The 14,819-nt window shown below is 58.2% G+C and carries 10 protein-coding genes; all 10 read left to right on the top strand.

Annotation, left to right across the window (positions count from 1 at the left end; all coding sequences use genetic code 11):
- Positions 1–4 precede the first annotated feature (4 nt).
- The 10 genes from ACZOF8_RS07615 to ACZOF8_RS07570 all read left to right on the top strand — a co-directional run bounded on the left by ACZOF8_RS07615 (position 5) and on the right by ACZOF8_RS07570 (position 14,815).
- On the top strand, positions 5–706 hold the full coding sequence (locus tag ACZOF8_RS07615) for a vitamin B12 dependent-methionine synthase activation domain-containing protein (RefSeq protein ID WP_022487706.1): 702 nt from the start codon (positions 5–7) through the stop codon (positions 704–706).
- Positions 703–3,123 carry a homocysteine S-methyltransferase family protein gene (locus tag ACZOF8_RS07610; RefSeq protein WP_308664511.1) on the top strand — a complete coding sequence of 807 codons (2,421 nt, stop codon included), beginning with the start codon at positions 703–705 and terminating at the stop codon, positions 3,121–3,123. Before ACZOF8_RS07615 ends, ACZOF8_RS07610 begins: the two co-directional genes overlap by 4 nt.
- 44 nt (positions 3,124–3,167) lie before the next feature.
- Entirely contained in the window at positions 3,168–3,905 is a 738-nt protein-coding gene (locus ACZOF8_RS07605; protein WP_022487704.1) for a gamma-glutamyl-gamma-aminobutyrate hydrolase family protein, read from the top strand.
- A gap of 1 nt (position 3,906) precedes the next feature.
- Positions 3,907–5,211, top strand: a complete 1,305-nt coding sequence (locus ACZOF8_RS07600; RefSeq protein ID WP_022487703.1) for an APC family permease — start codon at positions 3,907–3,909, stop codon at positions 5,209–5,211.
- Between the two features lie 13 nt (positions 5,212–5,224).
- Positions 5,225–6,337: a [FeFe] hydrogenase H-cluster radical SAM maturase HydE gene (gene hydE, locus ACZOF8_RS07595; protein ID WP_022487702.1), complete on the top strand. Its 1,113-nt coding sequence runs from the start codon at positions 5,225–5,227 to the stop codon at positions 6,335–6,337.
- 148 nt (positions 6,338–6,485) lie between these two features.
- Complete coding sequence (locus ACZOF8_RS07590; protein ID WP_022487701.1) at positions 6,486–7,601, top strand: 5-methyltetrahydropteroyltriglutamate--homocysteine S-methyltransferase; 1,116 nt, start codon at positions 6,486–6,488, stop codon at positions 7,599–7,601.
- A gap of 236 nt (positions 7,602–7,837) precedes the next feature.
- Positions 7,838–9,886, top strand: a complete 2,049-nt coding sequence (gene hutU / locus ACZOF8_RS07585) for a urocanate hydratase (RefSeq protein ID WP_370834549.1) — start codon at positions 7,838–7,840, stop codon at positions 9,884–9,886.
- Positions 9,887–9,972: 86 nt separating this feature from the next.
- Positions 9,973–11,214: an imidazolonepropionase gene (hutI, locus tag ACZOF8_RS07580; protein WP_022487699.1), complete on the top strand. Its 1,242-nt coding sequence runs from the start codon at positions 9,973–9,975 to the stop codon at positions 11,212–11,214.
- A gap of 174 nt (positions 11,215–11,388) precedes the next feature.
- Complete coding sequence (locus ACZOF8_RS07575; protein WP_288310893.1) at positions 11,389–14,430, top strand: ATP-binding protein; 3,042 nt, start codon at positions 11,389–11,391, stop codon at positions 14,428–14,430.
- A 22-nt stretch (positions 14,431–14,452) separates the two neighbouring features.
- The gene (locus ACZOF8_RS07570) at positions 14,453–14,815 is read left to right on the top strand and encodes a DRTGG domain-containing protein (RefSeq protein WP_022487697.1); all 363 of its coding nucleotides are present in this window, start codon (positions 14,453–14,455) and stop codon (positions 14,813–14,815) included.
- Positions 14,816–14,819 lie beyond the last annotated feature (4 nt).

The raw sequence follows: 14,819 nt of genomic DNA, 5'->3' as shown, positions 1-14,819 counted from the left end.
CAGTATGGGAAACCTGCGGATCCAGTTTGATGAAAAAGAAGCCCTCCGGTATTTCGGGGCCCGGCCGGGGGATGAACAGGCGAAAGTGACGGTGGACCGTGCCTTTCTCCAGCTCCGGAACGAAGTCCAGCCCCGGAATGTGATCCAGCAGTGGAGCTGCCGGGTGCTCCAGGGAACGGACCGGGAAAAGGGCCGGGTGATCCTGGAAGAAGGAACGGAATTTGTCAGCTCCGGTCTGGCCCGGCACCTGGAGGGCTGTGACACCCTGCTGCTGTTCGGGGCTACCCTGGGGGCCCGGGTGGATACGGCCCTGCGCCGGATCAGCATCCGGAGCATTGCCGAAGGGGCGGCGGCTCAGGCGGTGGCTGCTTCCCTGATCGAAAGTTACCTGGATCAGCAGGAAGTCCTGTGGAAGCAGGATCTGCCGGATACCTGGCAGTACCGGAGCCGGTTTTCCCCGGGGTACGGGGACTGGGACCTGACGGAACAGCAGAAGATCTTCCGTCTCCTGAACTGTCCCAAGACCATCGGCCTCACCCTGACTGCCGGAGGCATCATGGCACCCACCAAAAGCGTCACCGCCGTCATCGGCATCGACCGGAGCGGGAAAAAACCGGCGGGACCGGAAGCAAGCCGCTGCGGGAAGAAAAGCAAATGTGCTGCCTGCGGCAATGTGGACTGTCCTTTTCGTCAGGAGGAACTATGAATTTTACAGAAGCACTGCATACCAAACGGCTGTTTTTTGACGGAGCCATGGGCACCATGCTCCAGGAAGCCGGCCTGAAGCCGGGAGAACTGCCGGAAACCTGGAACCTGCTCCATCCGGAGAAGGTCCGGGCCATCCATCAGGCCTATGTACGGGCTGGGGTGGATATCCTGAAAACCAACACCTTCGGGGCCAACGGCCTGAAGTTCGGTGCCGCCCACGGCCAGCCGGAAGTGGAAGAACTGGTCCGGACCGGGGTGGAAAATGCCCGGGCGGCCTTTGCCGCAGAAGGACGGGAAGGGTTCGTGGCCCTGGACCTGGGCCCTACCGGGAAACTGCTCCAGCCCTTCGGGGACCTGCCCTTTGAGGAAGCGGTCTCTCTGTACGCCGCCCAGGTGAAGGCCGGGGCTGCCGCCGGAGCGGACCTGATCCTCATCGAGACCATGAGCGACAGCTATGAAGCCAAGGCGGCCATCCTGGCGGCCAAGGAGAACTCCGATCTGCCCATTGTGTGCACCTTCACCTTTGATGAAGATGGGAAGCTGCTGAACGGGGCGGATGTGACCACGGCCTTTGTCATGGCGGAAGCCCTGGGAGCCGCGGCTGTGGGCTTCAACTGCGGCCAGGGACCTGACACTCTGGTGAAGCTGGTGTCCCGGGCCCTTAAGGCGGTGGACATCCCTCTGGTGGCCAACCCCAATGCGGGGCTGCCGGTCCAGAAGGACGGAAAGACCGTGTTCCACATCGATGCGGCCGGGTACGCACCGCTCATGGTGCCTTTTGCAGAAGCGGGGGTTTCCGTGCTGGGGGGCTGCTGCGGCACCACCCCGGACCACATTGCCCGGCTCATTGCGGCCTGCCGGGACATTCCCCTGCCGGCTCCCCGTTCCGGAGCTCCCTGTGCCATTGCCGGCTACGGCACGGCGGTGGATTTTGAAGGGATGCCGGTGATCATCGGAGAACGGATCAATCCCACGGGAAAACCCCGGCTGAAAGAGGCTCTGAAGGCCCAGAACATGGACTATGTGTGCCAACTGGCCCTGGAACAGCTGGACAAGGGAGCCCAGGTGCTGGATGTGAACGTGGGGGTGCCGGGGGTGGATGAACCGGCTCTCATCGAAAAGGTGATCCTCACCCTCCAGTCCATTACCTCTGTTCCCCTCCAGATCGACACCTCCAACATCGAAGCCATGGAACGGGGGCTCCGGGTGTACAACGGCCGTCCTCTGCTGAACTCCGTCAACGGCAAGGCGGAAAACATGGAGAAGGTCCTGCCTCTGGCCAAAAAATACGGGGCGGCCCTGGTGGGCCTGTGCCTGGATGAGGGAGGCATTGCGGACAGCCCGGAAGGCCGTCTGAAAGTGGCGGACAAAGTAATCACGGAAGCCGGGAAATACGGGATCCCTGCCAAGGATATGGTGATGGATCCTCTGGCCATGACCATCAGTACCGGAGGACAGAACGCCCAGATCGACCTGGAGGTGATCCGGCAGCTGAAGGCCCGGCACATCAAGACGGTCATGGGGGTGTCCAACATTTCCTTCGGGCTTCCCAGCCGGGATGCGGTGAACAGCGCCTTCTTCGCCCTGGCCATGGAAGCGGGGCTGTCCGCCGGGATCATCAATCCCAACAGCGGCGCCATGATGGGCGCCTACATTGCCTACGGGGCCCTCAGCGGCAAGGATGAAGGCTGCAAGAAGTATGTGGAATACTTTGCCGACGCCCCTCAGATGGTGGCCGTGGCCAAATCCCAGGGCAGTGCCAAACCGGCGGCCAAAGGGGCCCAGAAGGAATATCCCCTGGAAGAAGCCATTGTGAAAGGGCTCATCAGCCAGGTGGAAAACGGGGTCCGGAAACAGTTGGCAGAAGGCAAACCCGCCCTGGACATCATCAATGAATCCATGATCCCTGGCCTTAACATCGTAGGGGATCTGTTCGAAAAGAAAAAGCTGTTCCTGCCCCAGCTGCTGGTCAGTGCCGATGCGGCCAAGGCCGGGTTCGAGATCCTGAAGCAGTCCATTGCCACCGGAGCCAGCACGGAAAAAGGAGAACCCATTGTGGTCTGCACGGTGAAGGGGGATATCCACGACATCGGCAAAAACATCGTGAAGGTGCTCCTGGAAAACTACGGTTATCAGGTCATCGACCTGGGGAAGGATGTGCCGCCGGAAGAAGTGGTGAAAGCCGCCCGGGACCATAATGCCAGACTGGTGGGGCTCAGTGCCCTGATGACCACTACCGTGGGAGCCATGGAAGAGACCATCCGCCAGATCCGCCGGACCCTGCCGGAGTGCCGGGTGATGGTGGGAGGTGCCGTAATGACCGAGGAATACGCCCGGACCATCGGCGCGGATTTCTACGGGGCCAATGCAGTGGCCAGCGTCAGCTATGCCAACCAGCTGTTCCATAAACAATAAACAACAGTAAAAAACAAAACAACTACAGAAAGAAGAGATGCAGCATGACAAGACCTTTGATCGGTGTTTCCGGAAGCCATATGGTGGATGACCACGGCGTTTTTGCCGGGTACCACCGCTCCTATGTGAATGATGACTACATCCGTTCGGTGAACGAAGCCGGCGGGGTGGCTATCCTGGTGCCCTTTACGGAAGATGAGGAAGCCGCCCGGGAAATCATGAGCCGGGTGGACGGGCTGGTGCTCAGCGGCGGCCACGATGTGTATCCCCTCCTGTACGGAGAGGAACCCTGCCGGCAGATCGGTCCGGTGTGGCCGGCCCGGGACAAATTCGACCTGCTGCTCCTTAGGGAAGCGGAAAAGCGGGGGATCCCGGTAATGGGCATCTGCCGGGGCTGCCAGATCATCAACGTGAGCCACGGGGGGACCCTGTATCAGGACCTGTCCCTGGACAAGAACTCCTTTGTGAAGCATTCCCAGAACCAGGATCCGGCCACTCCCACCCATACGGTGGAAATCCAGGCCGGCAGCCGGGCTGCCAAAATCCTGGGCCGGACGGAATGGGTCACCAATACCCACCATCACCAGACAGTGCACCAGGTGGGCCGGGGCCTTGCCGTCACCGGACGGGCCAAGGACGGCACTGTGGAGATCATGGAAGGGACCGGTGAGGGCTATCTTATGGCTTATCAGTTCCATCCGGAAATGATGTCCATCAACAATGCCCAGGCCAAAGCCATTTTCGCTGATTTCATCGCAGCCGCCAAAGGAGGACACGCATAACATGACAGAGAAAAAAGAGAAATTCGGACTGTTCAGCATTGTGCTGCTGGGCATCAACGCCATTATCGGTACCGGGATCTTCCTTTTGCCCAACCGGGCCTATGCCCTGATGGGGCCGGCCTCCCTGGGGATCCTGCTGTTCGACGCCTTCCTGGCCGGGGCCCTGGCTCTGTGTTTTGCCGAAGCCGCCGGGTTCTTTTCCCGGAACGGGGGACCCTATCTGTACGCCAAGGCGGCCTTCGGAGATTTCTGGGGTTATGAGATCGGAGTGCTGAAACTGGTGGTGACCATCATCGCCTGGGCCGCCATGGCCGTAGGATTCGCCACCGCCCTGGGAGCCGCTTTCCCGGCTCTTTCCGGGGACGGGGCCAAGGACATCATTGCAGCCGTGCTGATCGGGGGCCTCAGCGCCCTGAACATTGCAGGGGTCAAGGCTTCCAAATATCTGAACAACATCCTGACAGTATCCAAACTGGTGCCCCTGGTGCTGTTCATCGCCCTGGGGATCTTCTTCCTCAACGGCAGCAATTTCACCCCCTTTGTACCGGCCCATCTGGAAGACGGGGCTTTTGCCAACGCCGCCATTACCATGTTCTTTGCCTTTACGGGCTTTGAAGCCATTGCAGTGGGAGCGGAAGACTACAAGGACCCCAAGAAGAACCTGCCCCGGGGCATCATCCTGACCATGGTGCTGGTGACGGTGATCTACATGCTGGTGGTGGCCATTTCCATCGGCATCCTGGGGCCGGACCTGGCTGCGGACAAGGCACCCATCCAGACCGCTTTCGGACGGGTGGTGGGTCCGGTGGGATCCTACATCATCCTGGTGGGCACCCTGTTCTCCATGGGAGGCATCAATATGGCGGAAGCCTTCATTGCCCCCCGGGCCTGCACCTCTTTGTCGGAAGACGGGATGCTGCCGGAAGTGCTGGCCAAACGGACGCCCTGGGGGACTCCTTATGTGGCCAGTATCGTCATTGCGGTGCTGAGCATTGCTCTGGCCTGGAGCGGCAGCTTCACCACCCTGGCGGCCATCAGCGCCGTATCCCGGTTCACCCAGTACCTGCCCACCTGTCTGGCGGTGATCGTGTTCCGGAAGAAATGGGCGGACCGTCCCCGGACCTACAAGATCCCCGGAGGCATCACCATTCCCGTGATTGCTATCCTTACCAGCCTGTGGATGCTGTCCAATGCCAAGACCATGCAGCTGATCTGGGGTCTGGGGGGCTGTCTGGTGATCCTGCCCTACTATTTCGTGTATGCCAGCAAAAAGAAGCGGGGCCTGATCAAAGAGAAGGAAGAGTAAAGAAAGGAATTGTATGGATCTCCAAACACTGCTGCACAAAGACAACCTGGATCGGGCAGACCTGATTGCCCTGCTGGGCCTTACCGACCCGGAAGACCGGAAGGCCCTCTACGACGCCGCCTATGCGGTGAAAAGCGCTTCCGTGGGCCGGGTGGCCTATTACCGGGGCCTTCTGGAATTTTCCAACCGGTGCATCAAAAACTGCCTCTACTGCGGTATCCGCCGGGACAATGAGGAAGTGGAACGGTTCGACACCTCCCGGGAGGACATCCTGGCCATGGCCCGGTGGGCTCTGGACAACCAGTACGGGTCCTTGACCCTCCAGTCCGGTGAACGGCAGGATGAGGAATTCATCGCTTATGTGGAAAGCCTGATCCGGGACATCAAGAAGCTGGGGGACGGGAAACTGGGGCTTACCCTGTGCCTGGGGGAACAGACGGAAGATACCTACCGGCGCTGGAAGGAAGCGGGGGCCCACCGGTATCTGCTGCGGATCGAAACCAGCAATCCGGCTCTGTATGCCACCCTCCATCCTCAGGACGGGCACCATGAATGGACGGTGCGGAAGCACTGTCTGGACATCCTCCGGGACCTGGGCTACCAGGTGGGCACCGGAGTGATGATCGGCCTGCCCGGCCAGACCCTGGAAGACCTGGCGGACGACATCCTGTTCTACCGGGACATGGACATCGACATGATCGGCATGGGGCCCTATGTGGTCCACCACAACACTCCTTTGGGGAAACAGGTGGTGGCCGCCGGGGAAAACACCCCGGAAGCCCAGCAGCACCGGTTCATCCTGGGACTGAACATGATCGCCGTGACCCGGCTGTTCCTGAAAGACGTGAACATAGCGGCCACCACCGCCCTCCAGGCCCTGAACCCCCTGGGACGGGAACTGGGGCTCAAGGCCGGGGCCAACATCCTGATGCCCATTGTGACCCTGCCCAAATTCCGTCCCGACTACCTGCTCTATGACAACAAACCCTGTGTGGAAGACAGCCCGGACCAGTGCCGGAACTGCCTGTCCGCCCGGGTGGCGTCAGTGGGAGACACGGTGGGATTCGGGAAGTGGGGAGATTCCCCCCATTATTTCCGGGAGCACGGGAATGGAGCCAAAGAATAGCGGGAGCAAAAGCTTCCGCTATTCTTTTTATCTATACCAACCCCAACTTTTTATCCATTATACAAACGCCTCTCCATCCGCTACAATAAGACCCATGAAGAAACAAAACAGAGCAAAATGCTCGGAATAAAGAGAGGGGTTTTGAATCATGACTTTGCGTGCACCATTCCGTTTTGATATTGTTGGGAGTTTCCTGCGGCCGGACCGGCTGAAAGAGGCCCGGGCCCGGTTTGCCCGGGGGGAGATCGCCGCCCTGGACCTGAAGCAGGTGGAGGACGAGGAAATCGCCAAACTCATTGAAAAGCAGAAGGCCGCCGGGCTCCATGCCATTACTGACGGGGAATTCCGGCGGAGCTACTGGCACCTGGACTTTTTCTGGGGCTTCCAGGGCATCACCCATATCGAGCTGGAACAGGGCTACCTGTTCCACGGAGAAGAGACCGCCCGGGGCACTGCCATCGTCACCGGAAAAATCAGCGGGAAGGACCATCCCTTTGTGGACCATTTCAGATATGTGAAAGGGTTCGAGGACGAAAACACCCTGGCCCGGCAGACCCTGCCTGCTCCGGCTCAGCTGCTGGCGGAGCTGTACCGGGGAGACAACGGGAAAATCACTGACGCGGTATACCCGGACCGGGAAGAACTGCTCCAGGACATTGCCGCCGCCTACCGGCAGGTGTTCCGGGATCTGTATGGAGCCGGCTGCCGGAACATCCAGCTGGATGACTGCACCTGGGGCATGTTCTGTGATACGGAATACTGGAACAAACGGCAGAAGGGAGCGGTTTCTCTGAAACAGGTGGCGGAGGAGTACCTGCGGCTGAACAACCTGGCCCTGGAAGGCCGGCCTGATGACCTGGTGATCAACACCCATGTGTGCCGGGGAAACTACCATTCCACCTGGGCAGCCCGGGGCGGCTACGGTCCCATTGCTCCCCTGCTGTTCGGGAAGGAAAAAGTGGATGCCTTCTACCTGGAATTCGACGATGAACGGTCCGGGAACTTCGAACCCCTGAAGGAAGTGGCCCCCGGGAAAAAGGTGGTGCTGGGACTCATCACCACCAAGCGTCCGGAACTGGAAGACCGGGCCCAGGTGATCGCCCGGATCCGCGAAGCCGTCCAATATGTGCCCCTGGAAAACCTCTGCCTCAGCCCCCAGTGCGGTTTCGCTTCCTGCGAAATCGGCAACAAGCTGACCGAAGAACAGCAGTGGGCCAAACTGGCCCTGGTCCGCTCCATCGCCCAGGAAGTGTGGGGGGAATAACCTCTTTGGCCGCGGCCCGCGACCGGGGGTGTGAATTTTTCACACCCCCTTTTTTGATTCTCTTTTGACGGAATTCCGTGAAAACGTCTAAAAACTTCTGGTGAAAAAACTGAAATTTATTTGTTATGGACGCTTCCTTTCGACGTTTTTCAGATGAATCTTCTTTACAATGGAGCCATGAAGTCGAGAAATCAGATTCCTGCACGAAGCATGACGCAAAGGAGTGGTATTACATGATGAAGAATGAAGAAATCGGAAAAGCCATGACCATTAAACTGGAATTCCCCAACGGGCTGCCCAAACCCAAACCTTTCCAGGAAGGCATCCGTCGGGCTCCGGACCGTGGCTTCCGTCTGACTCCGGCACAGACTGAAATTGCTCTGAAAAATGCCCTGCGTTATATCCCGGAAGAATATCATGAAGAACTGATCCCGGAATTCCTGGAAGAACTGACCACCCGGGGCCGGATCTACGGCTACCGTTTCCGTCCGGAAGGCCGGATCTACGGGAAACCCATTGATGAATACAAAGGCAAATGCACCGAAGGCAAGGCCTTCCAGGTGATGATCGACAACAACCTGGACTTTGAAGTGGCTCTGTATCCTTACGAACTGGTCACCTACGGGGAAACCGGCAGCGTGTGCCATGACTGGATGCAGTACCTGCTGATCAAACGGTATCTGGAAGAAATCACTCCGGACCAGACCCTGGTCATGGAATCCGGCCATCCTCTGGGCCTGTTCCATTCCAAACCGGAAGCTCCCCGGGTAATCATCACCAACGGTCTGATGATCGGGGAATACGACAACCAGCATGACTGGGAAATCGCCGAAGAAATGGGCGTGGCCAACTATGGGCAGATGACCGCCGGCGGCTGGATGTACATCGGGCCCCAGGGCATCGTCCATGGTACCTTCAACACCATCCTGAACGCCGGCCGCATGAAACTGGGGATCCCGGAAGACGGGGACTTGGGCGGCAAGCTGTTCGTCACCTCCGGCCTGGGCGGCATGAGCGGTGCCCAGGGCAAAGCGGCGGAAATCGCCAACTGCACCGCCATTGTGGCGGAAGTGGATGCTTCCCGGATCAAGACCCGCCTGGATCAGGGCTGGATCTCCGGAGTTTCCGATTCCCTGCCGGAAGTCATTGCCATGGCCCAGAAATCCATGGCGGAAAAGAAGGGCAAATCCTTCGCATACCACGGCAACATCGTTGACCTGCTGGAATACATTGTGGACCACAACATCCATGTGGACCTGGTTTCCGACCAGACTTCCTGCCACAACGCCTACAACGGCGGCTACTGCCCTCAGGGCCTGACCTTTGAGGAACGGACCAAGATGCTGGCAGAAGATCCGGCCAAGTTCCGGGAACTGGTGGACAAGACCCTCCATGCCCACTTCGAAGCCCTGAAGAAGATCACCGCCCGGGGCGTGTACTTCTTCGACTACGGCAACTCCTTCATGAAAGCCGTGTTTGATTCCGGGGTAAAGGAAATCTCCAAGAACGGTGTGGACGACAAAGACGGGTTCATCTGGCCCTCCTACGTGGAAGACATCATGGGACCCCAGCTGTTCGACTACGGCTACGGACCCTTCCGCTGGGTATGCCTGTCCGGCAAACCGGAAGACCTGCACAAGACCGATATGGCGGCCATGAGCTGCATCGACGTGAACCGCCGGTACCAGGATCGGGACAACTACAACTGGATCCGGGATGCAGAAAAGAACAAACTGGTGGTGGGCACCCAGGCCCGTATCCTGTACCAGGATGAAGTAGGCCGTGTGAACATCGCCCTGAAATTCAACGAACTGGTCCGGAACGGGGAAATCGGGCCTGTCATGATGGGCCGTGACCATCACGACGTATCCGGTACGGACTCTCCCTTCCGGGAAACCTCCAACATCAAGGACGGCTCCAATGTAATGGCTGACATGGCAGTCCAGTGCTTCGCCGGGAACGCAGCCAGAGGCATGAGCCTGTGCGCCCTCCACAACGGCGGCGGCGTGGGCATCGGCAAAGCCATCAACGGCGGCTTCGGTCTGGTGCTGGATGGCAGCCACCGGGTGGATGAAATCATCCGCAGCTCCCTGAGCTGGGATGTAATCAGCGGTGTGGCCCGCCGGTCCTGGGCACGGAACGAACACGCCATGGAAACGGCTGTGGAATTCAACAAGACCCGTCACGGCATCGGGCAGATCACCCTGCCGTACCTGACCGACGAAAAACAGATCAAAGACGCAGTGGCCAAGGTTTATCCCAAAGCCCATGTGATCAAAGACTGATCCACAGGAACCATACAGAATCAAAGGGCTGCTGCACGGATACCGTGCAGCAACCCTTTTGTGGCAGAACTGAAGGAGGAAAGGCAATGATTGACAGACTGCTGATCAAACATGCGGCCCAGATTGTGACCCCGGAAGGGAATACCGCCCGTCATGGCCGGGAAATGAAACAGCTGAAGATCTACGAGAACCAGTCCATCCTGATTGAAAACGGGAAGATCCGCAGCATCGGGAACCAGCCGGACTGGGAGAAACTGGTGCCGGCGGACAAACAGATCGACGCCACCGGCAAGGCGGTGCTCCCCGGGTTCGTGGATTCCCACACCCACCTGGTGTTCGGGGGCTACCGGCCCGATGAATTCCTCTGGCGGATGGGCGGCATGAGCTATATGGAAATCATGGAACGGGGCGGGGGCATCCTGAACACCATGAAGGCCACCCGGGAAGCCAGCCGGGAAGAGCTGGTGGACCACAGCATGGACTTTTTGAAGAAGATGCTGGCCATGGGGGTCACCACCGTGGAAGCCAAAAGCGGCTACGGCCAGGATCATGATACGGAAATCAAACAGATGGAAGTGGTCCGGGACCTGAACGAAAAGCAGCCCATCGAGCTGGTGTCCACCTTCCTGGGGGCCCATGCGGTGCCGCCGGAATACAAGGACCGGGGGGATGACTTCATCGAATTCCTCCTGAAGGATGTAATGCCGGAAGTGGCGGAAAAACACCTGGCGGAATTCTGCGACGTGTTCTGCGAAAAAGGGGTGTTCTCCATTGAACAGAGCCGGCACCTGCTGACGGAAGCCCGGAAGATGGGCTTCAAGCTGAAAATCCATGCAGATGAGATCGTCAGCCTGGGCGGGGCGGAACTGGCCGGGGAACTCCACGCCACCAGTGCGGACCATCTGCTCCATGCTTCCGATGCAGGGATCCGGGCCATGGCGGACAACGGGGTGGTGTCCACCCTGCTGCCCACCACCGCCTTCTGTCTGAAAGAACCCTTTGCCCGGGCCCGGGAAATGATCGACGCCGGCTGCGCCGTAGCCCTGGCCACGGATTTCAACCCGGGAAGCGGCTTCACCTTCTCGGTGCCCCTCATGATCGGCCTGGCGGTGATCTACATGAAGATGAGTGCGGAAGAAGCCATCACCGCCCTGACCCTGAACGGGGCCGCGGCCCTGGACCGGGCGGACCGGATCGGTTCCCTGGAGCCGGGGAAACAGGCGGACCTGGTGATCCTCCAGTATCCGTCCTACAAATTCCTTCCCTACCATACAGGGGTCAACATTGTGGAAACCGTCATCAAAAAAGGAAAAGTGGTGGTCCGGTAAGCCTGCCGGCTGCCCTGGCTCAACAGAAGAGGGTGCTGCACATTGGGTGCAGCACCCCCTTCTTTTCTTTCTTTTCCGTTTATATTATAATAGTACTGGTTACTATGACAATTTGAGGGGCCTTACGGGAGTTGGTAATTTTTACATAAAATTTCTCTGATGAGGTGTGGAAACATGACGAGTCTGATCCAAGCGCGGTTTTTAGGCGCTCCTGTTATCCAGAAAGACGGGAAGGAAATCTTCTTTCCCTATAATAAAGTCAATGCACTGGTATACTACCTGCTGGTGAAGGGCACGGTGATGCGGGATGAACTGAGCGGTGTGCTGTGGGCGGACAAGCCCGATGCCATTGCCCGGAAAAATCTCCGGAATGCCATTTACGAAACCAAGAAGATCCTGGGACCGGATGTGTTCATTTCGCCCCGGAAAGCCATTATCAAGGTGAATCCGGAAATCCGGGTCCAGGTGGATGTGAAGGAATTCGAGGTGGATCCGGGCCGGAACTTGGAACTGTATCAGGGTGCCTTCCTCCAGGGGTTCTTCATCAAGGATGCGGCAGAGTACGAAAACTGGTATCTGACGGAACGGGACCGTCTGGAAGGACTGTACATGGATGCCCTGCTCCAGAAACTGAAGGAAGCGGTGGCTGTCCGGAATCAGGCCAAGGTGACCCGGTACGGCCGGATGCTCATTGCCCATGATCCCTACGATGAATCCATCTATACCCTGCTGCTCCGGACGTATTGTGAGCAGGGAAACATGAAGCAGGCTACGGAACTGTATGAGGAAATGAAGAAGCTGTTCCGGGAAGAGCTCCAGAGCAATGTGCCTCCGGAAATCGAAGAGCTGATGAAACGGACCCTCCATGAGGAAAAGCAGGAGAAAAAAGAGCAGGGGATCCTGAAACCCCGGCCCAAAGGCAGCCTGACCGGACGGGAACGGGAACTCCAGCTGGTGAACAGGATGCTGGAAGAGTTCCTCCAGGGCAGGAACAGCGATACCCTGCTGATCCGGGGAGAAGCCGGCTGCGGCAAGACCATCCTGAAGGATGCCCTGGTGGAGGAACTGCCTCCGGAAGTGACGGTGATCCAGACCAACTGCTTCAAACCGGAACAGAACATCCTGCTCCGGCCCTGGACCGGAATCGTGGAGGGGCTGGGGAACCTGATCCGCCGGGAAAAGATCCCGGTGCCCAACATGGATCCCTCCCGGCTGTATGAACTGTTCCCCCAGATGGACATGAGCGGGGACCGGGAAGCGGGACTGGCGGAAATCAAGGATCTGCTGAAATTCGACGCCATTTTCCACACCCTCTACACGGTGATGGAAAATGTGGGGGAAAGCCGGCAGCTGCTGTTTATCTTTGAGGACATCCAGTGGATGGATCCTCTCAGCCTGTCTTTGTTGAGCAGTCTGATCCTCCACAAGAAATCCTCCCGGTTCATGTTCCTGCTGACCGCCCAGCCTTCCCAGGACAAGAACTATCAGAAATTCGAGACCTCCGTCTCCATGTACCACAAGCTCCGGCTGTTGGAACTGGCCCCCCTGGACAGGGAGACCGTCCGGCTCTTTGCCCTGGACATGGAACTGCCGGTGCCGGTGGATGACCATCTGGTGGACCGGCTGCTGGAAGAATCGGAAGGGAACCTGTTCCTGCTCCGGGAATGCCTGAAGGCCCTCAAGACCACCGGCAGTCTGGAAAACCTGACGGAAAACATGCGGAATATTTTCAAATCCAACTGTTTCGCTCTTACCGATGACCAGCGGAAGATCCTGGACTTCATTTCCCTGTTCTACGACGGGGCGCCTCTGGCCATGATCTCGGAATACATGCATATGAACAGCCTCCAGGCCCTGGAAAACCTGGAGGTGCTCCGGAACAACAACTTCATCCGGCCGGTGCCCCAGCAGCCGGAAGTGATCTATGAAATTGTCCAGCAGAAGCTGAAAGAATACATCCACCAGCAGATCTCCCTGGAAAAACAGAAGATCCTCCACAGCTACATCGCCGGACTCTGGGAAAAGCGGCTTACCCATTCCCCCCAGGACATCCGGCTGTACCACCATCTGGAATACCATTACCAGGAGGCCGGAGAACTGGTGAACATGGGCCGGTACAAACTGAAGATCCTTATGTATTATCTGAACTTCAGCAATGAACTGTTCCCTGTGCTCAGCAGTGCGGATATTATGCCCGACGATGACAAGAGCCGGTACATCGAGTCCAATCTGGGCAAATTCCTGGCGGAAGTGGACGAGATGATGCACACCATCAAGCGGACCTGCGGGGAGACTCCGGAAGTCCGGGACCTGGAAATGAACTACCTGCACCTGATGGGCCGGCACTACATCCGGGTGGGAGAATACGAAAAAGGGGTCCGGAACATTCTGAGCCTGATCGAACAGGCGGCAGAAGTCCACAACCGGGACTACATGCTCATGGGCTATAAGCAGATGATCTACTACGATATCCAGATCGGCAACACGGAAGAAATGAAGAACTATCTGGAAGTGGCCCTGAACCTGGCGGACGAATGCAACTACCACAAGGAAATGGGGATCCTGCTCCGGCTCAAGGGCCTCAACATGATCATGCAGGGGAATTTCCCGGAAGCAGAACGGCTGCTGAAGGAATCCATCTCCACCTTCATGGTGACCCAGAATGTCCAGCGGCGCTATGCCCTGAACATTGCCGGAGCCTACAACTACCTGGGGGAGATCCGTCGGGGAGAGGGAAAGTTCCAGGAGGCCCTGGACTGCTACGACAAGGCCCTGGACTATGCCAGGGATCAGGAAGCCTACAGTTCCTGGGTGGTCTTTTCCTGCAATGCAGGGGTCACCTGTTACAATATGGGGCAGTTCGACCGGGCCAAAAAGTATTTTCTCCAGGCCTATGAACTGTTCCCCCGGTATGTGTTCTACTGGCGTCATCCCATAGTGGAATCCTACCTGGCCCTTTTGTCCATGCGGGAAGGAAAGGAAAAGGAGGCGGTCCGGTTCCTGGATGATGCTCTCCACAAACTGGGGAACATGAACAATCCCCGGGAGGCAGGCTATGTATACATGGCCATCGCCCTTTTGAAGAAGGACCATCCGGACAGCGGGATCGCCCGCCATTACGAAGGGAGCCTGGGGTCCTATGCCACCCGGGCCCTCCAGGTGCTGGATCCCTACCGGGACACCTGGGAACGGAAGCAGATGGAAGCGTTGTTTTGAGAAATCAAAGGAGGAATGAACCATGGTAACGTTGAAGAAAGTGGCGGAAGTCCTGGAAGCCCAGGTGGTTTCCGGACAGGAAGGGATGGACCGGACGGTGAACCAGGCCTGCGGCAGCGACATGATGAGCGATGTGCTGGCCTATGCCAAGGAAGATTTTGTACTGCTCACCGGGCTCCTGAACATCCAGGTGGTCCGGACGGCGGACGTGAGCGATGCAGCGGCTCTGATCTTTGTCCGGGACAAGCATCCGGAACAGGATGTGCTGCTGGCGGCCCGGAGCAAGGGGATCCCGGTGCTCTACACCCGGTGCACCATGTTCGAGGCCTGCGGCCGGCTGTATGAGCTGGGGCTCCGGGGCTGCTCCGGCAAGGACCGGAAATAGCCGT

The organism is Acidaminococcus sp. (assembly GCF_057597765.1).
The sequence above is the reverse complement of the archived record's forward strand: the minus strand, read 5'-3'. Positions and strand labels throughout refer to the sequence as shown.

Coding starts and splice junctions, on each gene's coding strand:
- ACZOF8_RS07615 (WP_022487706.1), top strand. CDS start 5: ATGGGAAACCTGCGGATCCAGTTTGATGAAAAAGAAGCCCTCCGGTAT.
- ACZOF8_RS07610 (WP_308664511.1), top strand. CDS start 703: ATGAATTTTACAGAAGCACTGCATACCAAACGGCTGTTTTTTGACGGA.
- ACZOF8_RS07605 (WP_022487704.1), top strand. CDS start 3,168: ATGACAAGACCTTTGATCGGTGTTTCCGGAAGCCATATGGTGGATGAC.
- ACZOF8_RS07600 (WP_022487703.1), top strand. CDS start 3,907: ATGACAGAGAAAAAAGAGAAATTCGGACTGTTCAGCATTGTGCTGCTG.
- hydE (WP_022487702.1), top strand. CDS start 5,225: ATGGATCTCCAAACACTGCTGCACAAAGACAACCTGGATCGGGCAGAC.
- ACZOF8_RS07590 (WP_022487701.1), top strand. CDS start 6,486: ATGACTTTGCGTGCACCATTCCGTTTTGATATTGTTGGGAGTTTCCTG.
- hutU (WP_370834549.1), top strand. CDS start 7,838: ATGAAGAATGAAGAAATCGGAAAAGCCATGACCATTAAACTGGAATTC.
- hutI (WP_022487699.1), top strand. CDS start 9,973: ATGATTGACAGACTGCTGATCAAACATGCGGCCCAGATTGTGACCCCG.
- ACZOF8_RS07575 (WP_288310893.1), top strand. CDS start 11,389: ATGACGAGTCTGATCCAAGCGCGGTTTTTAGGCGCTCCTGTTATCCAG.
- ACZOF8_RS07570 (WP_022487697.1), top strand. CDS start 14,453: ATGGTAACGTTGAAGAAAGTGGCGGAAGTCCTGGAAGCCCAGGTGGTT.